This is a genomic window from Cellulophaga sp. Hel_I_12, from assembly GCF_000799565.1.
In the GTDB taxonomy this organism is placed as follows: domain Bacteria; phylum Bacteroidota; class Bacteroidia; order Flavobacteriales; family Flavobacteriaceae; genus Cellulophaga.
Window position 1 is genome coordinate 1,771,115 of record NZ_JUHB01000001.1, and the last position, 23,680, is coordinate 1,794,794.

General features: G+C 33.1%; 12 protein-coding genes. 2 read left to right on the forward strand and 10 right to left on the reverse strand.

The features are described 5' to 3' along the window. The first annotated feature begins 578 nt into the window (after positions 1 to 578). Complete coding sequence (locus tag GQ45_RS07980) at positions 579 to 1,355, forward strand: hypothetical protein (protein WP_052188161.1); 777 nt, start codon at positions 579 to 581, stop codon at positions 1,353 to 1,355. Positions 1,356 to 2,125: 770 nt separating this feature from the next. Here the strand turns inward: GQ45_RS07980 and GQ45_RS07985 are convergent. The 10 genes from GQ45_RS07985 to GQ45_RS08030 all read right to left on the reverse strand — a co-directional run bounded on the left by GQ45_RS07985 (position 2,126) and on the right by GQ45_RS08030 (position 16,535). Next, complete coding sequence (locus GQ45_RS07985; RefSeq protein ID WP_047416543.1) at positions 2,126 to 5,092, reverse strand: type I restriction endonuclease subunit R; 2,967 nt, start codon at positions 5,090 to 5,092, stop codon at positions 2,126 to 2,128. Continuing rightward, positions 5,093 to 5,779 (reverse strand): hypothetical protein, encoded by a 687-nt coding sequence (locus GQ45_RS07990; protein ID WP_052188162.1) that lies wholly within the window; start codon positions 5,777 to 5,779, stop codon positions 5,093 to 5,095. A 40-nt stretch (positions 5,780 to 5,819) separates the two neighbouring features. Next, positions 5,820 to 6,341, reverse strand: a complete 522-nt coding sequence (locus GQ45_RS07995) for a hypothetical protein (protein WP_047416545.1) — start codon at positions 6,339 to 6,341, stop codon at positions 5,820 to 5,822. Between the two features lie 98 nt (positions 6,342 to 6,439). Further along, positions 6,440 to 6,802: a hypothetical protein gene (locus GQ45_RS17555; protein ID WP_052188163.1), complete on the reverse strand. Its 363-nt coding sequence runs from the start codon at positions 6,800 to 6,802 to the stop codon at positions 6,440 to 6,442. A gap of 155 nt (positions 6,803 to 6,957) precedes the next feature. Then, a complete protein-coding gene (locus GQ45_RS08005; RefSeq protein ID WP_047416547.1) occupies positions 6,958 to 8,916 on the reverse strand; it encodes a hypothetical protein in 1,959 nt (652 codons plus the stop codon). Continuing rightward, complete coding sequence (locus GQ45_RS08010; protein ID WP_047416549.1) at positions 8,913 to 10,634, reverse strand: hypothetical protein; 1,722 nt, start codon at positions 10,632 to 10,634, stop codon at positions 8,913 to 8,915. Before GQ45_RS08010 ends, GQ45_RS08005 begins: the two co-directional genes overlap by 4 nt. Positions 10,635 to 10,637: 3 nt before the next feature. Next, positions 10,638 to 11,762: a restriction endonuclease subunit S gene (locus tag GQ45_RS17560; RefSeq protein ID WP_197056930.1), complete on the reverse strand. Its 1,125-nt coding sequence runs from the start codon at positions 11,760 to 11,762 to the stop codon at positions 10,638 to 10,640. A gap of 9 nt (positions 11,763 to 11,771) precedes the next feature. Continuing rightward, entirely contained in the window at positions 11,772 to 13,232 is a 1,461-nt protein-coding gene (locus tag GQ45_RS08020) for a class I SAM-dependent DNA methyltransferase (protein WP_047416551.1), read from the reverse strand. Between the two features lies 1 nt (position 13,233). Next, complete coding sequence (locus GQ45_RS08025) at positions 13,234 to 15,054, reverse strand: DUF262 domain-containing protein (protein WP_052188165.1); 1,821 nt, start codon at positions 15,052 to 15,054, stop codon at positions 13,234 to 13,236. Then, positions 15,054 to 16,535 (reverse strand): class I SAM-dependent DNA methyltransferase, encoded by a 1,482-nt coding sequence (locus GQ45_RS08030; RefSeq protein ID WP_047416553.1) that lies wholly within the window; start codon positions 16,533 to 16,535, stop codon positions 15,054 to 15,056. Before GQ45_RS08030 ends, GQ45_RS08025 begins: the two co-directional genes overlap by 1 nt. 418 nt (positions 16,536 to 16,953) lie before the next feature. On the opposite strand from GQ45_RS08030, the gene GQ45_RS08035 reads away from it, so the two are divergent. Then, the gene (locus GQ45_RS08035) at positions 16,954 to 23,394 is read left to right on the forward strand and encodes a papain-like cysteine protease family protein (RefSeq protein ID WP_047416555.1); all 6,441 of its coding nucleotides are present in this window, start codon (positions 16,954 to 16,956) and stop codon (positions 23,392 to 23,394) included. The last annotated feature ends 286 nt before the right edge of the window (positions 23,395 to 23,680 follow it).

The following is a 23,680-nucleotide window of genomic DNA, read 5'->3' on the forward strand; positions in this document are numbered from 1 at the left end:
TTGGGAACTAGAAGGAGTACATATTAAAATAGAATAACTGTAACAGAGCGGCTTCCCCTTACCCTCTTGCGATTCCATCCCTTTATTTTATTTCAGAGTTGTCATACTTTTGTCTTTCGTAAATAAGCATATCTTAATTGAACTAATTCAGCAAAAACTTCGATAAATTACCCCTAAAGTAACGCCATATAATGTGATGTTTATTGGTGTCAATTAATTAATAAAATGCCATTTAAGCCTATACTTATGATATCTCGAAGGTTTTCCTTTTCATTAGTTTAGATGGTATAAGAAGTATTTTATGGCATCATATTGATAAGGAAACAGGGCACACTGTGTTATAGGTTCAAATACTTCCTGTAGAGCCATCCCTGTTCCCTTTGCGCATCTTATCGGCATCGACAAAACTTACTACTTGTGTTACATTGATAGGTCTACATCAAACAAAAACTGAAGCGATTGCAGTACATAAAGGAGGTTTAATGGCTTCAAAATAATTAAAGCCCAATAATTTCGTTTGTAGGTAGGGTATTTCAGTTTTGAGTTGTTATACTAACAAATATTAAACCTTAAATTTTATGAAAAACTTTGCAAGTTTGTTAAAAAATGGTTTCTGGGCCATTGTTGCCCTTATGACAATAAATAGTTGTTCCAAGGAAAGTACAAATGCCGGAATGGGCCAATTAAATATTGGCGCCAAAAGTATAGCTTCATCTACATCTACGTCAGGCAAAATAGCCATGGGCGAAGCAACATTGAATTCCGATGTTACCATTACCGATTTTAGAATGAATTTAAAGGAATTTGAATTGGAAATGGATAATGAATATGAAGACGATGACGATGACAATGACAATGAACAATGGGACGATGATGGGTACTTTGACTTTGAAGACGAAATAGAACTTGAAGGTCCTTTTGAACTAGATCTTCTATCTGGTCAGATTTCTTTTATTTCCATAGAGGTTCCTAATGGCGTTTATGAAGAATTAGAGTTTAAATTTGACGAAAGCACCGATGCTAACAGTGATCTTTTCGGAAAGTCAGTACTGATAGAAGGTACTGTAAAAGGTACTCCGTTTATCTTCTGGCATAATTTTGAAGATGAAGTGGAAGTTGATTTCGAGGATCCACTATTTGACATTACAGTCGAAAATAATGCAAATGGCCTTGTAATTTATTTTGATTTATCCTTGATTTTTAACACAACTTCAGGCGTTGATCTTTCACAAGCCACCGATGGTAATGCTGATGGTGTTATTGAAATAAGCCCTATGGATGAAGATGGTAACAATGCCCTAGCACAATCGATTCGCAATAGCATTAAGGCTGCTACAGACCTATTAGACGATTAATAAATCGAACAACTGTAATCGGAGAAGGTCCGCTTTTTAGGAGCCCAGGAAATTAATATTTTTTCGAATATATTTTCTGCACGAAATCAAACAAATAAACCCACAACGCAAGTTGTGGGTTTATTCGTTGTGCTTTTTTTGGGTTTGGTACTCTCCCGCAACTGGGAAACGCGAAGCGCTTTTCTAGTAAAGCCACCCCCAATCCCCTTTCCGTCGTGAAACTAAGTAAAGAATCCAGTTTCCGCCACTAAAAAAGATAAGATTACACAGCAATGTGAGGCATTTTTTTTATGGGGTTTGTGGAGCAAGTTTTCTTGCTTTAGCATACAACATGAATAAAAAGCAAGGCTTTAAACTTGTAGGAGTTTGTAGTTTAAATTTTAATAATGATTGCATGCAAACCTTGCCTTTGAATTATTTTGTTTGAAAGGTTTCTGTAATATATGCTATGTGCTGTTGTCAATTTGTCCCTGTTAAATTAAGGTCATTTCCTCATCACTAGATATTGATTAATGAATGTTTTAAATTCAAATCTATACTTTCTAGTGTAGAAAATTTATTAGCGGCATATATCATTTTAACCTGTAGCCCTAATAAAAGACAAGGCTATTTTACTACGTGTTTAATTTAATACCTATATAAGCTTTTGGTGACAGCAAAGACAAAAAATAGCCTTTTTTAATGCTCTTTTTTTAGAGAATTGAATGCTTTCCTAGTTATGCATGGTGAGTAAAGTGAGCCGTATAAAAAAGTGATTTTAAAAACAAGAATTAATAATACTCCTTTATATAACCATAGGCCCTATCAAACAAAATCTGATCTTTATGCAGTTTATATTTTAACAAGGATTTACGCAATGATTTTTGAACTTCTCGTTCACCTGAACTTGTTTTTTGCCAACCTGGAAAGCGCACTACCCTAACGATGGCATCTATATCTTCAACAATGCGTTCAACTACTGCTGGAGTTTCGGTGTTTTTTAATTCTAAAAACAATTCTGTTAAGGCTGCTTTGGGTGTTTTTTCAATTAAAAACTCTTCAATTTCTTTTTCCGCAACAATTGTTTCCTTTGCTAGTTTACAGAGTTCTTTTACAAATTCAATTGAAGTGATTAATCCTTGTTCTGCTTGATCTCTTAATGCCTCTAAACGCTCACTTAACGATTTGAATTTAGGATTTCCTGCATGTTTCTTAAAACGTTTAATTAATATCTTTTCAAGTTTTTTAGCGTTTTTTGGGTCTGGATTATTAAAAATTTCTTCAATAACATCTGCATCTAAAATAAACTCTTCTAAATGATGTACTTCACCAACATGTGTGTTTTCATGCATCAATTTTGTTGTTTGAGCACCTAAAGAAAACCAAAGTAATTTACCAACATTATCAGCCGCAGGTCTAACTGATTCAAAAACTTGGGATAACCACTTATAATCTTCCTGGTAAAGATTTAAAATAGTATCCGGAGATAATGATTCCCATATTTTGGATAGGTATTTATAATCTTTAGCAAAAGCATCTTTCTTTTCATTATTGCCTATAGCGTTCTGAGCTGCCTCTAATCCTTCAAAACCATCAACAGTTCTATCAATACCTTCAAAATGTGATAAGGCTTCAATTACTGCTTTAGGAAGTTTATCTGTAAGGTCAGATAAATTAGAGATCACCGTTTTTATACTTTCCTCATCAAACTGTAAAGCTTTTGCCGCATCATCAAAAACACCAAAATAATCTACGATACGTCCAAAAAATTTATTTGGAAACAACCTATTGGTTCTACAAATAGCTTGCAGTAGCGTATGATCTTTTATGGATTTATCCAAATACATGGTTTGCAAAATTGGTGCATCAAAACCAGTAAGTAGTTTTGCTGTAACAATAATGAATTGCAAATCTGAAAGGCCATCATTAAATTCATCTACTATTTTTTCTTGCTGACTTTTATCAATTCCCCACTTTTGTTTAAACTCAAAATCGTCATTTGCCGATGTAGAAAAAACTACACGACTTGCTTCTTCTGGAAAATATTTATCTAACTCTTCTTTATATTGCACGCAAGCATATCTGTCAGGAGTAACTATCATCGCTTTAAAGCCATGTGGCTGAACTTTCTCTTTGAAATGAATTGATATATCCTCCACTATTTTTGCCACACGTTCTGGAGATTTTAGGAAGGCGGCCATTTTTGCAGATTTTTTATTTAAAGCATCTGCTTCTTCATCTGTTAGCGCGGTACTCTCTTTAAATTCTTCAAAAGCTTTATCAATACTTTCTTTATCAACATGTACATCTACTAAACGAGGTTCAAAATGTAATGGTAAAGTTGCATTGTCTCTAATGGAATCTTGGAATGTATAGCGTGACATATACCCACCTTTATCTTCTTCCGCTCCAAAAGCCCAAAAGGTGTTTTTATCTGCTTTGTTTACGGGCGTTCCTGTTAGTCCAAATAGAAAAGCATTTGGTAAGGCTGCACGCATTTGTCGTCCTAAATCACCTTCCTGGGTTCTATGTGCTTCATCAACCAACACAATAATATTATCGCGCGTATTCATATTAGGTTTAGCATCTCTAAACTTAAAGATCATAGAAATGATAATCTTTCTCGTGTCGTTCTCTAAAAGCTTTTGAAGTTGACTTATATTATCTGTAGTCTCTACATTAGAGATATCTGCAGCATTAAAGGTTCCTGTTATTTGGGTGTCTAGATCGGTTCTATCCACCAAGACAATAACAGTTGGACTTTTTAATTCTTTTTCTCTTCTTAATTTCTGGGCTGCAAAAACCATTAAGAGTGATTTACCTGAACCCTGAAAATGCCAGATTAGTCCTTTTTTAATTTTACCTTCTTTAACACGTTCCACAATTTTATTAGCACCTTCATATTGTTGAAATCTAGGAATAACCTTAATACGTTGTTTCTTTTTATTGGTTGTGAATAAAGAAAAGTTTTGCAAAATGTCTAACAAACGTTGTGGATGCAACAAGTCAGTAAGTTCTTTTCCAACATCCCCAAGGCCTAATCGTTTGGCTAGGGCATCTTCATCATTTTCTATTCGCCAAGGAGCCCAAAATTCTAAGGGTGTTCTAATAGCGCCGTAATACAATTCCTTACCTTCTGTAGCAAAGGATAAAATATTAGGTACAAATAATTGTGAAACTGAATTTTCATAAATATCATGTACTTCATGTGCGCCGTCTAACCAGCTAATGGAAGGCCGAATTGGTGTTTTGGCTTCGCCAATTACCATTGGAATACCATTTATGAATAGAACAATATCTGGTATTTTTGTTTCTCTATGATGTATTCTAAACTGTGTAGTTGCTATAAAACTATTATTCTGTAAATCATCAAAATCTATAATCCGAACAGGAACATGCCGATTATTTTCTCCAAAAGGCATGGTTTTATCCCCTTGTAACCATTGAAAAAACTCTTCATTAGCGCGAACTAACCCAACTTGATGCACTGAAATTAAAATAGCACGTAACTTGTAAATGACTTCGTCTGCTAATTCTGGGTTTTGTTTTATTTCTGGATTTAAACGAACAAGCGCTTCTTTTAAATTTGCTTCTAGCAATACTTCGTTTACGCTGCGTTGTAACTCCTGTGCAGATTTATAGTGCCAGAAACCATTGTAAAGTGTAGTATCTTCTGAAATTCTGTTGGTGTTTAAGTTAACACCAGTAAGCTGTTTTATAATGTAATTTTCTACACTGTTTAGTTCGTTGAAGCCCATTTAGTGGTTGATTATATTTTCAATCTTGTCAATTAATATTGGTAGCCTATCCTCCAAAATAAGGGGATGAATATGACACGAAATTATTTCTAAAAATGAAGCATTTTTAAATACCTTATTTATTTCTTCTTTCAAGAACTGCTGTATACTTTCGGTCTCTTCTAATATTTCTTCTACTATCGTAGTTCTATTATCTAAAACATAAATTATATCTTCAATATCATGACTAGTTCTATAATCTTTGCCTCTATCTTTAAACGCCTCAAATTTTGTTGCTAAAAAACAAGGAGGAGAAAGAATGCTGATAGCTACCCCTTCAATCTCCTCGGTCCATAAATTTTGAAATCCTTCTTTATACCATCTATTGGCTGGACCAATAGGACCATCTTCGGAAGGCATAATATCTACCGAAATATTATTATATAAGTAACTACAAATGGCATGGCCATTAGGGTCAGGACTAAACCCTAGTTCCGCAAGCCTTTCTTGCATTTGAGACCAAGATGAATAATTTATTAGATTAATTGCTAAATCTACATCAGCTGTTGGCCTTATTTCATCTGCGGATGGATCATCAGTATATAAACTTACAACCGCACCACCAACGAAAATCATTTTATCTTTTAATTCCTTTAGCGCTGTTGCAACTTCTGCAACGGTTGCAATATTTATAATCTTATTTTTCATCTAATACTTTTTATAGCAGCAACAATCTATTATCAGCATTCTAGTCGTTATTTAATAGTCTATCTTTTAACTCTTTAACCGCCAATTCTTTTTCTCTTGCCCTACCTACTCTTATGGCGTCTACTAGTGCTAAAAGTTCATGTAATTTGTCATCTTTTTGTACCGCATCAATTACTGATGGATATAATGGAGTAATTGCTTGTCCTCTCATGGTGCCTTTGCCTGATGGCCAGACATAATTATCATTACTTACAATAACATCATTTAGTGGCGCTGCTGAATGGGCGGTGGGTATACCTCGAACCAAGGCTCCTGGTTTTTCTGGATAAACATATCGTAAACCAAATTCTAAAAAATCTAATAAAGATAACTTCATTACGTTTTTTTTATCTGGGGCTAACAAACCTGCAATAACTGACCTATTAATGCTTTCACTTATTTCACTGGCGCTTATGTTAAGCTCTGAACTTAAATCTTTCATGTACCACTGTTTTTTTTCCTTAGCCGCTATTTTTAATAAAACCACAATATCATGTGGTCGCATACCGCTGTGCTTTTTCATGCTTAAATCGCTTAATTCCAAACAAATATATATAAAATATCTCAATTCGCGAATCGCGAATTGCAAATTCATCAAGTGCTAAACCATAGGTCAGTGAATTAATAAACTATCTTCTCCTTAACAAACCCCTTAAAATCAAACCCAGTACCTCCTGATTTTATATCCTGTAAATACTTAAAATTTTTATCTGCTGAAAGCTCTAGATCTACCGAATTTCTATCTTGGCGTATTTTAAAAGACTTCTCTAAATTTTCTACAAACCCTTTTGGCAGATGGAGTAATAAGGTATAAGTAGTTGCTTGAAATAACAAATAAACATCCTCTTGAAATTTGGCAACTGGTATAGTAGTCCACCAAACTTCTTTTGCCTTATTGATGTTTGAAAAACTGGTATTGAGATTATTTAATGACATACCGTATGAATTATTTATAAACTCTATCAATTCTTTTTTAGTTTTCATAGCCTACGCTTTTGGTTTTCCTCTCGCTATTTACTTATAGTTATTTATTAAAACCCTTACACTATTAATACTGTCTGGATTACCTGTATTTAATAAAACTTTTTGTATGGCTTCGTGTAATGTCATTTGGTAATTCCTTATGCAAATATTTATTATTAAATGCCTAAATTATAATTTTGCTCTGTATTCCTCTCGCGTTCAATTAATAAATCAAATTTCGCAGTCATTTGAGAAGAGAAATATTTTACCTCTTCTATTGGGTGCGCACTTAATATTCCTATTAACTCTTTCCTTTTTAAATAAAGATTTTCCGCACTAATTGAGTTAATAGAATAAGATGTTAATTTACTTTCTAGTCTATCCAACATTTTTTGATTATGACCATATTTATCAATTAATTCTATAATCTCTGGTTGAAATTCTGGCTTGCCTTTTACGATACTTTCTTTGACAAAAAGTTGCATGAATCTCATTGCAACTTCTGCACGTGATTCGGGTTCTTCTTCAACCCACTTTAAGAGTTCAGAATTATCATAAGGGAAAGAAGATAAAAGATAACTTAGTCCATGTGGAATATGTTGCATTTCCGTAATATGTTTTCCCAATAAAGGCCATGATTTATCCCAATAATTTTCAAGAAAGAAATACACTAAATAATTTAACAAGGTCTCATTATGAAAGTGAAAATCTTTATAACATTCGATTATTTCTTTTAGAATAAATTCAATCTTTTCTGGAGCTGGATCACTCTTTATTGAGCGTTTAATTAATTGTTCTATATGTACGGAACTGTTTATGAAATTAGAAATTTCTAATACCCCTTTAGTAAATAAGTGTGGATTAACATGCTCTTCAAAAGCCATCCAACGTTCCGGTTGTTTTCTTATAATATTTTCAATAATTTCTAATGAAAACGAAAGATTAATATCCTTTAACCATAAGAATAATTCAATCATTTCTTTATCTTCTAGGTGCACGAGATCCATATACTCCAATAACCTTAAATAATTAGGCTCTTGAATTAAGTATGGTCTAATTCTATTAAGGTCTTCTAGTAAAATAGGCTTGAGAAATCGTGTTTGATGTACTCCAATACTAATAGTATTTTTATGACTTAAAGAATGAACTATTACATTTCTTGTAAAATCATTTTTATCAACCCCATAAACAAGACCATTAATAAATAAATAGTTATGTCTATCAATCTCTATTGACTTATAAAATTTAATAGCTTTTTGAAGCAATTCTTTATGGGGGTACCTAGATTGTCCAATCTTTTCAGCAAAATGAAATGTTTGTTTTTGTTGGTCTATTAGCAAACTAGGCAAATAAGATTCCCAATCCGTTTTTTCTTTTATATATCTCTCTGCTAGATTTTGGGCTCTTTCTTTTGCAATATCATGATATTCACCTTGAACATTTCGTTCACTAAGGTATGGTGCATTAATAAGAACAGTATCTAGTTCGTCTGATACATTTTTTATAGTATAGTCTTCTAGAAATTTTTCTATCGCACTCTTTTTATCGTCACTTAAACGATTGGATGAAACTAATAAACTATCCAATCTGCCCCTTAATTTTACAGGTAACTTCTTTTCTCTTACGGCTATTGCGTTTACAATATGTAAAATAGATTCTGATTCTCCTTGTATAAACTGCTCTTGTAGTCTTTCAATGATTTTTTCTTTTACTAATTCGTAAAGTAAAGTTTCATCAATTTCTAGTGCTGATGTAAGACTTTCAAAAGCATAATCGTAATAAAGTTTTAGCTCATCCTCATTTACAATATTATAATCTTGATAATTATCTTCGCCAAGTTCATTTGAAATGGAACCATAAAATTTATCAGCCTTTAACATTGATCCATAAATATGAATTAAAGGCACTGTTATTCCGTATTCTTTTTTAAATGAAACCAATAAATCAATACGCTTTTCTGCATTTAATGCATTATTAGAAAAATAAGCAAAAAACATATTTCTTAAACTAATGATTGCATCATCCTTTAAGTCAATATCTGAAATAGCCAAACGATACAAGTATGTAATTGCTTTATCAGCTGTTAACTTATATCTACATAATTTATTGAGTATTGCAATTATGTCATCGTTCATTTTAATATATATTTCACTATTTCTTCAGAGAGCTCTAAAACCTTTTCAGGAAAAACTGGAACTAAATTATTAAGAAATCTTTGTCCTTGGTGCGTTAAGTAATAATCACCTTTTCGAAAAAATTTAGCAGGACCAAAAAGATTATTTTCAAGGTTTGGTATAGGAATATTTTTATGCGCCCTTATTAATTGTTTGGAAAACTTATCAAGTAAACTTTTATTGTCAAGAATATGTATAGCATCTATTTTAACACTATCTAAATTTTTCCACCAATCATAAATTAACTCCTCATTATCAACAACTACTTCTATAAAATCACCTCTCCTAACCACCAAATTGTGTTTGATCAGAATTTCTATTATTTCATAAATTTCATCTAATCGAGAACCAGGATAAAAAGCATCTATAAAACAGCAAATTTCATGATTGAACATACTTTGAGCTCCCAAAAACTTAAATAATGATATATTCGTTAATAGTTCCATTCCACCATTTTTAACATTGCCTTCTCCTAACTCTTGTTTAATCAATTCTAAAGAGGAGGTTTGACCTTCAAGAGATACATTGTTACTAAGATTTTGGATAACTTTTCTTATGTCCCCTCCAAGTTCATTTGCTAATTCTTCAGCTTTGTTATACCCAAATTTAGTTAGCAGAATTTCTTTAGAAATTTCAATGGTATCATCTTTAGAAATTTCATATTCATTGTACACTTGCTGAGAGGTATTGCTTAAAGTAATTAGTTTAATATTCGTTTCATTAAAATGATCTTCAAAAGCTTGTATATTATTATTAGGACAATTATCAAGAATTAGTATTTTAGACTGATCCAGAGATCTTAATAGGTGTATTTGCTTAGATATATCACCTCCCGTTGCACCATCAAAATTATGATAAATAATTCGGTTTAATTGTTCTGGCATTGCATCTAAACTACCATTTTTTCGAAAAATTTCGAACAATATTCTAGATTTTCCACTCTTAAGTGGGCCGACAATTCGAAGTGGTTTATTATCCTGAATAACTCGAGCCCTAATTTCAGAGAGTATTATTTCAGTTTTTTTTGTAAGTATAAATAATATTCGTGATTCCCTTTCCCATTCATAATAGGGTTGTAATGGGCTTAAAATATTTTTTTGATGCTCAATAGTTGAGTTTATAGCTGTTCTTATCGCCCCTTCCAAAGCTTTAGTAAGAACTTTCAATTCTTCTACTTTAATATGTGATTGGCTGAAACGTTTTTCTGATAAATTATAAGAAATTGGATATCTTAGCCCCTTCATATCTACTGGCAATAGGGATGGATCACCAAATGCCGTATTCATTACTAAAATTGTTCTCTCAAAATTTTTGATACCCCAAGAGTAACCAGTTTCAATAAGTACATTTGGATTAGGTGCTGGTTTTAATTCTATTGTTTTATCAATTTCAATAAAATATTGCTTGCCATCTTCAAAAAAACTAACACCTTTCGATTGCCAAATTTTTGAAGATGTATAAGTAATATCCCCAATAAAGACATCCGCTTTCGCTGATTGCTTTAACATAGTTTCTAGCAGTGGTGCATTGCCACCAACTCCTCTAAAACCCTCAAGCAATGGATCAATATCAAATTCTTTGATATTCTTTATCGCTTTTTCTATTGCTTTTCTTATGAAGCCTAGATTAAGCTTAGAATCAGTATCTGTTTGAAAAGAATAAAATATCTTGTACCCCATAACCTAAAACACCTGATTAATTAAACTCTTTTGTAAGGCTTTGGAACTTGAGATTTTGGATTCTAATTCTATTATTGAATTATATATTTTATCATATTTAAAAGCAAGTTCTTCCTGTGCATCTAAAATAAAGGAAGGAATAAAATAATTTAAAACATCGTCATCTGATATAGTTGGATATGTTGAACCAGTAGCAAGCCTTGACATCAAACTCAAAAAATATTGATTCCAAGCAAGACAATGAAATAAATAATTGGGGGCCACTTTTGTGCAATCGGGTAACAAAATTGAAAATCCATTAGAGACTACTTGCTCTTCATTTAATATAGTTATTGCACCTCTATTAGGTCTAACTTTAGATACTAAAACTGAATTTTTACTAGCAATTACAGAACCTTTTACAGATTCTTTATCTTTAAATTCAATAGTTTTGTTTGCCAAATTTATATCGCCAATTTCAATATAGGGTATAATACCTACCTCACTTTTTTTAGGTCTATTTTTTAAAATTAAATGTTTAATCTGAATTTTATTTTTCGACTTTTCAAATAATGATTTAATCTCACTTGATAAAGTAATTCGTAATTTATCGACAAATTCCTTCTCACTCTCAATCACGTCATCCATAGCCCAAAGTAATTCAGCAAATTTAGCTTGTTGGTCTTTTGGTGGTAGCAGAAATTCTTGCTGTTTTAAATCACCCCAATTTATGGTTGGTGACAATCCACCTACTGAAATATCTACCATGCGGTGCATAAATTGGTCTGAATGTAAAAAGAACGGAAATAGTTTTGGATCTATAATTTCAGGATTTGCTCTAAACACAAAAGCATGTGCAGAACAAATACCATCAAAATCTACAATAGCTGCTTTACGCTGATAAGCACGACGTTTTCCAAAAATAACATCTCCTGGATAACATCTTAACTTTCCGCCTTTAACATCGTTTGGTGTTCCAAATCTTCTAATATGAATATCATCGGCATCAAGGTGCTCTAAACCAACATAAGTTTCTAAATCTGTTTTGTTGGGGTTGACGGTTTCTGAAATTTTTTGAGCAATGTCTTCAAAATTAAAAATTTCCCAAGTAGACTTATCTAAATTATTTAAATCTATTTTTTGTGTCATTGTTTCCATTTAATCTAAGATTTCAAATAATTCATTCATACTTTTTTCAAGTGTTTTAGATTGTTTTTTCCAATCAGAAATCGCGTCGTTAACAGATAAAACAGGATTGCTCGTATCCACATTACTTAAAAACTGAGCAATGTTTAAACTTCCTTTATTTTCTAAAATGTCTTCAATAGAAACAATTTTAGCAAAGTCGTCTATGTTCTTAAATTCTTTATAAGCTTTGAAAATTCTATCAATATGTTTTTGTTCCAAAAACCCTATATTCTTTTCTTGTTTTACCTCTTTTAAAGCATTAATAATTAAAACCTTTCCTTGTTTCTCTTTGCTCTTATTGGTTTTAGTAATTAACAAACATGCTTCCATTGGCGAGTTGTAAAACAAATTAGGCCCTAAACCAATAACACATTCTACCAAATCTTCTTCAATCATTTTCTTTCGCATTTCAGCTTCACTATCACGAAATAAAATTCCGTGAGGCCATAACGAAATAGAACGTCCGTTTTTGGCATCTAAACTTTTTTGTATATGTTGCTGGAATGCATAATCTGCACAGCCTTGTGGTGGTGTTCCCCAAATATTACGTCCAAAAGGATCGTTTGTAAATGCTTTTTGGTCCCACGCTTTTATAGAGTATGGTGGGTTGGCAAGTATAACATTAAAGGTTTTTAGAGTATCATTTTCTAAAAAGGCAGGTTGTGCCAAGGTATCGCCACGTACTATGCTAAACTCTTCTATACCATGCATAAACATATTCATACGTGCTATGGCAGAAGTAATCAGGTTTATTTCTTGTCCGTATAATTTTAGCGTTCTGTATTCTTTCCCTTCATCACGTAAATGCAAGGCACAGTTTAATAGTAAACCACCAGAGCCACAGGTTGGGTCATACACAGATTCTCCCGGTTGTGGGTCCATAATCATGGTCATAAGTTTTACAACGGTACGGTTGGTGTAAAACTCTGCTGCTGTATGGCCAGAATCGTCTGCAAACTCTTTAATTAAATACTCGTAAGCGTTACCTAATTGGTCGTCTGGGACGTTTTCTAAATTAAGTTTGTGTTGCGAGTAGTGCTCTACTAGGTTGGTAAGTGTTTCATCACTTAACCTATTTTTATTGGTCCACGATGCATCACCAAAAATACCGTAAAGTGTTTCTGGATTTGCTTTTTCAATGTCACGCATAGCGTCTTGTATGGCAATACCAACATTTACAGTGGTTTCACGAACTTTGTTCCAATGGGCGTTTTCTGGCACTATAAAATGATGGTTTTCGGCAAAGGCTGCGTATTCTAAATCGCCATCACTTTCTTCGAGAGCTTTGGTAAATTCTTCATCGTACACATCGCAAATACGCTTAAAAAACAATAACGGAAATATATATTGTTTATAATCGCCTGCATCTATGGTACCACGTAAAGCGGTTGCTGCTCCCCATAGGTATTTTTCTAGGTTTTGTTGGGTCATGTTATGTTAATTCTTCTTCTACAATTTCAAATTCTGCTTCTACTTGATCTTGCTTTTTACTCACATTTAAAATTTGAAGTAATTTAGCTTTTAATGTTGCTCTGCGAGCTGTATAAAATTCTAGAAATTCGTTCATAGATAAGTCATTGTCCAAAGGAATAAAATGCATGTTTTTATAATTAATCAGTTCATCGTTTTTATAATTCGTATGTAACCAATCTGAAAAAGGGGTTGCGTTTTTTTCTAAATTTTCTGTTTCTTGAATTAATTGCAAATTACCAATAGCATTGTATGAATTTAGATATTGTTCTCTAACATTGCTATCTTCAATTCCTAATTTTTGCAATTCTCTATGGTTGAAATATTTTTTTGGATGAATATGATCTTGATGGAATTTATAATTGTGATTTAATGGATATAGCAAACTCAACACCATGTATGCAAACGCACTTCCGTACTGCGTATTGAGTAAATTTTCTAACGTTTCTTCATCAAAACTTAAAGACTTATTGGTGCCTTTGTATTTATCAATTAATTGTGGCAATGGAAATTGTCCTAAATTTTCACAAATAATAGTTCTGTACGTTGGATATAAATTATCTGGAGTACCACCAAATACTTTTTTCAATAAAGCACGAACTAACCATTCTTTTATTAACTTTCTGTTTTCAAGCTGACTACTACTGTGCAGCAATTCATCTCCTAGTTCATTTTTCTTAATAAAATAAGCAATTGGGATAATGGCATTATAAGCTGTTAATGTTTTGTCATTAAACCCAAAAGAAGCGATCAATTGAATAGAAAGGTTTAAAGCCTTGGCGATGTTATCCCAATCAGATTCAATTAATGCCATATTTTCTGTTGAAAAATTGTCCACTTTAAATTTAATATCCTTTAAATCTGTTAAAACCAAACACGATTTTAGAACTAAATCTTTGCTAACATTAAATCCTGGATCAATCGCATTAATCTGATCTACGAATTTGTGTATTATTTCGCGTGCAGCTTTATCTTTCCATTGAGCAGTTGCAATAGACAATAATAAATCGGAATAACTTAGTTTGGTTCCACCACTATTAACACGAATGAATATATGAAGTACTTTATCTAATTCATTCGCTTTTTCTAAATAAAAATTGATAATCTCTTTTTGACTTATATATTGAAATAATTTTGATAAAGTTTCTGATGCGAATTTTGTTTGATCCAGACTATACTTAGATGTATCCATCAAAGAATGTTCTGCTATATATTTAAAAATATCGGGGAAATCGGTAAAATCTAATATTTTTCCAACCTTGAACCAGTGATAATCGTTGGGATATAAATCATTAAATTTTTGAATATCCTCATCTGATAAAAATCTAAAATCATACAATAAATCCGCATCCTTTGATTGGTTTAAAAGATTTATATATAAGTGCTTTTTAGGATAAGCATGATCGCTTTTCATTTTGTAATAAGACAATTTATAAGCGTAACTACCTTTCAATCCTAAATAAAGTGAAGTTAGGCGCTGCTGTCCATCTAAAATCGCATATCTGTCTTTATCTCCTGATAATTCTGCTGGATCGTTGTGTGTCTTGTCGCGTTGATGATAGGAAGAAAGGAATCTGTAGAATTTAAATTTGTTTATATTTTCAGCTTTCACTTTCCAAAATAAAAATGTACTAATGGGATAATCCCTCATTATGGAATCAAACAATAATTCTATTTGTTTTGTGTTCCAAACAAATTCTCGCTGTATTGCAGGCAGAATGTATTCTTGATTCTGAATACAAGTTATTGCTTCTTTAATTGAAATTGGTTTTTCGTAGGCCATTATATAAAATCCTTTAAAATCATTTTAAATTTTTCTTCTGCTTTTTGGCTTTCAAGCCAGGCTGTTTTTAAATCTGATAATGCCTCTTTTACACTTGGCAAATTATCTTCAATGATTTTTTCGACATATAGAGGAATGTTTAAGTTGAAATCGTTTTCTTTAATATCTTTTATGGAAGCAACTTTTACGTAATTTTCAACATCTTTATTATCATTGTACCAATCAAATAATTGGTTAATATGCTCCGATTCTAAATAGTTTTGAGCACGTCCCACACGAACTTGGTCGGAACCATCAATAAACAATACTTTGTCCTTTTTAGAAACTTCTTTGTTTTGTTTAAATACCATGACACAGGCCGCTAACTGGGTACCGTAAAAGATATTTGGCCCTAAACCAATCACGGCTTCTAATAAATCGTCTTTCAATAATTTTTCACGAATTTTACCTTCAGCTCCTTTTCTGAACAGTGCACCATGTGGTAAAACTACGGTCATTCGGCCGGTGCTATTCATACTTTTAATCATATGCTGCACCCAAGCCATATCGCCGTTGCCTTGGGGTGGTACACCAGCAATGTTTCTACCAAAAGGGTCATTTGCCCAATTTTCGGCACCCCATTCTTTTAATGAAAATGGTGGATTCGCAATCACGCAATCAAAGGTTTTTAAACCATCAGCAGCAAAGAAGGCTGGCTGTCTCAAGGTATCGCCACGTGCAATTTGAAAATCTTCAATACCATGTAAAAACATGTTCATTCTAGCAATGGAGCTAGAAGTCAGGTTTTTTTCTTGTCCAAATAATTTAAGTGTACGGTAATCTTCATTGTTTTCTTTTAAATGATCTACACACTCCAACAACATACCACCTGTTCCACATGCCGGATCATAAATGGTTTGTCCTTCATGCGGATCTAAGATTAACCCAAGGAAATGCACCACAGAACGCGGGGTATAAAATTCTCCAGCTTTCTTATTGGTTAAATCAGCAAAGTGTTTGATTAAATATTCATAAGCATTACCGAGAATGTCTGGTTCTACTAAAGAGTTAGAAAGAATATATTGTGAGAAGTGTTCTATTAAATCTATTAATAATCGGTCAGAAAGTTTGTTTTTATTACTCCATTGGGCATCCCCAAAAATACCGTATAGTGATTCCTGATTAGCCTGTTCAATTCCTCGCAAAGCTTTTTCTATTGCTAACCCTACATTCGTAGTGGTTTCCCTTACATCTTTCCAATGACAACCTGCGGGTATTTCAAATCTGTGAAATTCTGGAAGTGATGCGTACTCGATATCACCTTCAGATTCAACTAAGGCTATTTCGTATTCTTCATCGTAAACATCGGATAGACGTTTAAAAAATAGTAATGGAAATATATATACTTTAAAATCGGATGCATCAACAGGGCCTTTCAAAATCCATGCAGCTTTCGATAAATACTGCTCTAATTGAGAAAGGGTAAGCTTATTATTAGTCATATATTACAATAAAATATCTTGATTAATTACAAATTTCGGGGAGAGTTTGTCACTTCAAAGTGACTAATTTAAATGATTTTTTTGACTGTAAGAAAGTTCTATCAGTTTAGTATTCGTCAACCCGCTGAAAAATTTTATAATCATATGACAATCAATAGCTAAGATAAAAAAAGTCAATTACACATTATTTTACTACAAGCATACAGAATTTTAATTTTATTCGATAGTATTTTTTAATTTGTAGTAAAATAATTACTTAAATTATAATACTACTTCGCACTCCTGTATTAATTCTCCCCCAAAAAAGTGCGCTCCCCAAATGCTAGTACTAAAATTAAGACCCAATTTAAACGAGAATATATTTCGGTATAAAAACAAGCCTTCTAAAACGAGTTTAAGCTTACTAAATCTAGTTGTCATGGCATCAATACAAAACACTTTTACCTACGAAAACACTTCAGGTCAGACAGAATTTGAACAAGTTACTATTGAAGTGGTACTACCTAAATTTTCATTTCGGCTCTCAGACCAAGAGATAAAAAGATATATTAGTGGTAACGAGATTTTTAAAACAACACACAGGCTACAAACTAATAATTATAAAGTAAATCTGCCTTTAAATAAACTCGTTGAAACCGACATCAAAGATATATACGGTTTTTTTCTATATCATTTTATTGAAGTAATCAATGTTGAAAAGAATATTAATGACTTTTCCTTTCAATTTACTGTTAATTTAAAAGATGAACAAGGCCAAGAATTTGCCTCAGAAGTATTTGAGGGTATTTATTATCAAAAAGAGGCTTCCTCTTCTGATTATGACCTCAGAAATTACAGAAAGGAATTTTTAAATTTTGAACAAACCTACGGCCCTTTAGATAATTTAAATGCTAAGGGATTGGCAAAGCTTCCTAAAACAAAGGATAAAAATGTTTTTATAATTAATAAACAAGCTTACGAATTGTTTAAATACATTTTCAGCACAATCAACTCAGATCAAGTGCCTGTATCTGATGTATTTGTGCTAGATTTTATTCAAATACTCACCGATTTATCCGATAAACTACCCAAATTAATAACGACCAAAGCTGTAATTAGCTATACACAACTAGCCGATTTTTTTAAGAATAAAGGATATAACATATCAAAGGAATTATATGATTATGTCATTACCAATTTTGCAAAGCTTTTTGATTTTCCTTTATCACTCCCTGATATTCAACCCCTACATATTTTGGGAACCGTTGAAATTATTACTGAGAAAGAACTTACAATGTCGGACTTAGATTTTTATGATTTTACGGTGGAGTACTCTCAAAATAATGGCACCCCTAAAATTTTAAGATACAATTGGTCGGAGTATGATGACAATATAGTTGCCAATAAAATTAATTTTGGTTTTGGACAAAATGAAACTATTCTAGCTCACAGTATCACTGAATATATAACCGTAAAAATTAAAAGTTACGAAGGAGCCATATTATGGGAAAAAAAATATAGTTCAAATGACAATGAATTAAGGAACTTAGAAATTGTTATAAACGAATATCAACCGGGTAAAAACACTATTGATTCTTCAACAGGCAAACCAAAAAGTATAAAACGTATTAGAGGTAAGGTGCTTCAAAATGCAGATAAATATAAATTAGATGGCCTCACCATAATCATTCAGGCAAAAAAGGAAGGGGATGATTTATTTAGAATTGCTTCCGCCACGAAAACAGATAAATCGGGTAACTTTTCTTTAGATTATCCTTATGGTGATTATTTGGAAGCTCAAGCCTTAGTATCTCTCATGCCAAATAGTCCAGTAGATTTAGCTATTAACGAGGAGACCCCTAATGAAACCATATCTGATGACTTTATATATTTACTATTAACTGACGCTCATGTCATAGAAAACGAAGAAGTTGAGAACCCAGAGGACGATTGTGATTGTCACACCCCGAAAAATAAAGCCAAACGACTTCCAGATCAAGCAGATTTAATAGAATCTGATGAATATACACAAGATATTGGAGGCACTTGTTTGAACCTATCTACTCCAAATAGAACCCTTAAGGAATATAGCTATAATGCCATTGTCCGCATATCAGATCCAGATATATCTAATTATATCCTTCAGAAAAAAATTTCTAATGATAAGATCCAATACGATTTAGTACGCCAAGGTGGAAAAGTTTCAAGAAACGTAGTTGACTTAGATAACCCCATCCTCTGGGAGGATGCACCAGACGCAAAAGAAAACCTCTCCCTATATCAAGCAGTAACTGTTGCAACAGGACATATATTATACTATAAATCCGTATTTAAAGCCGATGGGTATTCTTTAGGCGATTTAGTATACTCATTACCGCTTGCCCCTGGGCAAAAAAAACAAATTGTTGTGTTTGAAACTTCTCATTCCTTAATAGGTGCAGAATCGCAATCACTATCACAAGCCGAAAGCTTATCGGCGGGCCTTTTAAGTGACCGTTTTATTACTGATGAAATAACTGCTGGAATTGGTGAGAATTTGAGTGGAAAAAGTAAAGCGCATACATCTGGTATGTCAGCTGGCTTAGGCGCTTCAGCATCTTACGGGGGTATTGGAGCTTCACTAGGAATAGCTGGAGGATTTTCAAATTCTAACTCTTCGGCAACACAAAATAGCTCTAGGAATATTTCACAATTTTTTGGAGAAAAATTACGACAATCACTTATGCAAAACGCGGAGAGCTACAGAGAACTTAATGCATCTGTTGTTACCACTGTTACAGAAGATCAAAATTATGGGGTTACAACAGAAGTAGTAGCGAATCACAATCACTGTCATTCATTAACAATGATGTACTTTGAAGTGTTGAGACATTACGCTATTTACCAAGAAATCGCCCATGTAGAGGAGTGTGTGTTTGTCCCATTATTAATGACCCATTTTACAACGGAAAACATTCATAAATGGAAAGATGTCATTGCTCCGAAATTACGTCCAATACCTTCGAATACATATTTACAACCTTTTTCATATTTTTTAAAGAGAAAGCAACATCCTTTACTGAAAGCTTTTGATGCTAATGAAAGGATTAAAACCAATTATACGAAAGTTGAATTTCCGCCAGAAAACACCACTTATGCCGATGGTACTATAAATCAGATTACTGGTAGTTTTACTATGAATGTAGATATTCCTAGACCTAAAAGTAAATATGACCGTATTAAATCATTACCAAAACCGTTTCCACGAAGTGAAGTGGATCCAATGAAAACTGCGAAAAAAGGCTTTTTTGACGGCTTTTTAGCAGTTATGTCTGGAGGATTATCCACTCTTGTAACTGGGCCTCCTGGATCAGATGTGCAATATACTGGTATCGCAGAAGAAGTGCTTGTAAAAGAGGCCTTAGCTGATGAATTTATCACTATAGATGCAAATTTTCAATCTGTACCTCCAAACAAAACTATAAGAGTTAAAACTTTTCAGCCGCGATCTATAAGTTTGAATATACTTTCACATCGATTCGACATGGAATACACTGGTGAAGAATTTTTTGAAGATGGAATAATTGATAAAAAATTATGGACCACTTACGCAAAAATATTGGGTTACGGATCTGGTAATGGAGTTTATGATATGCTAGATTACTACTTTGCAGGTAGGTTAATTTATGAATGGGATGAAATATTCTACCAAGATTTATTACCATTAGTCTTTGCTAAAATAGTAGATACCTTAGAGTTACATTGGGGCAGTATAACGGTCACAACTGTTGGCGGAGTCGAAAGACTTAGACATTCTGGAGATGGTTTTAATTTAGATTTTTCAACGAATTCTAAGTATACAGGTGGAGACAAAAAAATAGTAGTAAATTTTAATTCTACTGGTATAGTAGGAAAAATAAGATCTGAATTACCAATGTATTTAAGCGTTTCTACGTCGAATACAAATGCCTTAGAATTGAAAAATCATGTAAAATTAAATTTAGGAAAAGTTAGTATAGACTATACAACAGACTTTTTTACAGGTTCACTATATAGAGGTTATGTAAATGATGATTTATTAGATGGTTCAAATTTATATATTCCACAAAACTCTAGAGATAAAACAGACCCTAGAAGAGAGGATGAATATCTTGTTAATGAATTAATTGAACATTTGAACAGCAATATTGAATATTATAATAAACTACTTTGGCGAAACCTAGATCCAGATAGAAGATATATGCTATTAGATGGTTTTAATATTCAAACATATACTTCTTCAGGTCACAAATCAGTTATGAGAAGCTTAGCTTCAGTAGTAAAAAACGAACTTATTACCATAACAGGAAATTCTTTAGTATTTCCTGTTTCTGATGGATTTAGAGTTGGTCGAGATTCTATTTTGGAAGAAATAGGTGATGGAGTTGTACAGGAAATTTCATTATTAGATCATTATAAACCTCTAACACCTGTTCCACCCTATCGAATAAGTGTACCCACAAGAGGAGTATTTATGGAAGCAGTACAAGGATCTTGTGATGCTTGTGAAATGGTTAAAGAAAATTCTTCGCAAGATTGGGATAAATTCAGAACCGATGAACCAACATCTATTGCTACAGTAATTACCCCTACACCAACCGTGACTGATTACAAACCTCAGTATAAAGATTTTGCTCAACCTCTCGTTAATATTCAAAATGCACCCGATGCACCTGCACCCGCGGCTGGCTTGTCACAATTAAGTGAGTTATTAGGTAAAGCAGGGGTATTTAATGATATAACAGGTTTGGCTGGTAATCAAGATAACGTTATCCGTACCTATCTATCTAACCAAGAAAACGCTAAGGCTTTTGCCGAAATGTCAAAAAGCTTGGCGACCCAGCAGCATAACACAACGAATAGAGATGGTATTTCTGAGGATATTACGCGCGCGCGCAGAGCTGGTACAATAACTGATGAAGATGCACAAGCGTTAACAAGACAACACTTGCAACAACAAATTGATGGTGGTGAAAGCCTAAGAGAAACAGCCCAATTTGACAGAGAATCAAGTAGACCTTCATTAGCTGAAGTAGCTGCCGCTGCTGCGAGTAGTGGGCGATCAGTTCAAGCTGAAAGAACAGACTCTGATGGTACTCATGAATCAATTGAGGTTAGCGGCGAGAGAAATGAAGGAACCATTTCTGTTATGCATAATATTGACCCAATACAGCAACCATCTTCCATGAGTTGTTGGGCAACTGCTGCGACAATGATGATAAACTGGAAAAATGGTCGATCATCACGTATTGATGATGTATTAATAGATGCTGGAAATAATCTTAATCCTCCCGACGAAAATTATTATTTAAATATGTATAATGCTAATATTGGACTTCAAGCAAATGAAAAAGACCGTTTTATTTCGTCTTTAAACATGGTGGGTTCAGAACCTGCTAATTACCCATTGAGTCAATACATTGAGTGGTTAAGGAATTACGGACCAATTTGGGTTACCACAGATGCGAATGAAGGAGAAGATTTTTCACCACATGCAAGGATTCTTTATGGCATAGAAGAAAGTCAACTTCATTTTGTAAATCCAGCCAATGGCAATCAAGAACAACAGTCGTTCACAGAATTTATAAATGACTTTGAACAAATGGTTATTGACAATCCAGCAAGGAATCCGTTGTTTATTCAAGTTGTCCGCTTTACAGAAAGAATTTTGACAACGGCAGAGGGAGGCGGAGATGCAAGAGAGTTATACAGGAATACAACAATCGGAAGACGATTAATTTCAGGTGATGCAATACAAGGTCATACCGTAAACGTAGGTACAAATAGTGTTAGAGTTGGCGGTATAAATTATCGTTTAAGAAACGGTTCACAATGGGGAATTATTTATGGTGGTAGAAATATAGCAATATTTAGGGATGCACTAAACGATTTGGCAGCTACTTATCGCGCCGAAGGAAATATGGATAGTGATTTTAAAGCTCTTGCTACACTAGGGTTTGAGCTTGTAAGTGAGCACGAAGGAAAGGTTACCGCTATTAACACTTGGGATAGTATGGATTTTACATGGGGCGCTGGATTTGCAGATGCACGATTAAATAACTTCTTGCGATTTCTTCCTAATACTGGAGATCTTGCAAATCTTTTAAACCAAGTTCCTTGGCTAAGAGGGAATCGATTTAATAGAGAGTTATTCCGTAGAGGTCCAGAACATTTAAATCTTGATAATTTTCATTTATTGACTCAGAGTATTGAAACAAATAACACTTTTTTTTCACAATTGACAAGTGCCCAGGCACGTCAATTTGTAGAAAATGAGGTAATGGCAAATGCAAATACGCCAGCTAGACAAACGATGATGAATTTTATAGGTTCAAATACTGTTGCTCCTGTAGTAGGAATTGCAGGATATTTAAATCATGGCAGGCCAGCGTATGCCGGGATTCCTGTTGAAATGATTAATGCGGCGATTATTGAAGTCGGCGATAATTATACGAAACAAGTAACCGCATTATTCCGCATTTATATTCAAACGGTTAATAGAGCAGCTTTAAGATTAAATCGTGAAGATCGCTTAGAACTTATATACAATACTTTGGCAACTAGAGTTCCTAATAAAATAAAAGTATTTAATCAAGGAATGAGAAATAACGGTTTCCCTGATTACGAATTTAGTTTTGCCGAAGCCAATGAGGTACTTCCATGTATAAATCCTGAATTTAATATGACTTTATTAGATGGTCCCGATGGCGTACGTATATCACCATTACTAATGTGGTTACATAATGATTCTGAATACTCAAGCCCCAATATATCTATGAATTATGATACCACAAATCCAAGTGTTAGAAGATATAGAGGATATTATAATCTAGGCGCATCGCTTAGTGTTCCAGAACCTTAATATATAATAGGCCAAATTGAACAAAACCAAGTACAGGCAGATTCCATAAAAATTGAGGCTACTTGTACTTTTACATAAATTAACAAAAAACCGATTATAGTTTTAAAGTAGTTATACGTTTACTTACCACTAAAATGGTTTGATATTATCAATCTGGTAATTACAACGAAATATCTCAACTATTTTTTGGGTATTTTAACAGAAACGTTTTAAATAAAAATGTGTATTGCCAATTTCAAATCGATTTTGAATTTAGTAGAAATTTTTCAAACAAACTTATTTAGCT

What these genes read in the sequence shown, in the direction of transcription:
- GQ45_RS07980 (WP_052188161.1), top strand. Translation starts at nt 579, where the DNA reads ATGAAAAACTTTGCAAGTTTGTTAAAAAATGGTTTCTGGGCCATTGTT.
- GQ45_RS07985 (WP_047416543.1), bottom strand. Translation starts at nt 5,092, where the DNA reads ATGGGCTTCAACGAACTAAACAGTGTAGAAAATTACATTATAAAACAG.
- GQ45_RS07990 (WP_052188162.1), bottom strand. Translation starts at nt 5,779, where the DNA reads ATGAAAAATAAGATTATAAATATTGCAACCGTTGCAGAAGTTGCAACA.
- GQ45_RS07995 (WP_047416545.1), bottom strand. Translation starts at nt 6,341, where the DNA reads ATGAAAAAGCACAGCGGTATGCGACCACATGATATTGTGGTTTTATTA.
- GQ45_RS17555 (WP_052188163.1), bottom strand. Translation starts at nt 6,802, where the DNA reads ATGAAAACTAAAAAAGAATTGATAGAGTTTATAAATAATTCATACGGT.
- GQ45_RS08005 (WP_047416547.1), bottom strand. Translation starts at nt 8,916, where the DNA reads ATGAACGATGACATAATTGCAATACTCAATAAATTATGTAGATATAAG.
- GQ45_RS08010 (WP_047416549.1), bottom strand. Translation starts at nt 10,634, where the DNA reads ATGGGGTACAAGATATTTTATTCTTTTCAAACAGATACTGATTCTAAG.
- GQ45_RS17560 (WP_197056930.1), bottom strand. Translation starts at nt 11,762, where the DNA reads ATGACACAAAAAATAGATTTAAATAATTTAGATAAGTCTACTTGGGAA.
- GQ45_RS08020 (WP_047416551.1), bottom strand. Translation starts at nt 13,232, where the DNA reads ATGACCCAACAAAACCTAGAAAAATACCTATGGGGAGCAGCAACCGCT.
- GQ45_RS08025 (WP_052188165.1), bottom strand. Translation starts at nt 15,054, where the DNA reads ATGGCCTACGAAAAACCAATTTCAATTAAAGAAGCAATAACTTGTATT.
- GQ45_RS08030 (WP_047416553.1), bottom strand. Translation starts at nt 16,535, where the DNA reads ATGACTAATAATAAGCTTACCCTTTCTCAATTAGAGCAGTATTTATCG.
- GQ45_RS08035 (WP_047416555.1), top strand. Translation starts at nt 16,954, where the DNA reads ATGGCATCAATACAAAACACTTTTACCTACGAAAACACTTCAGGTCAG.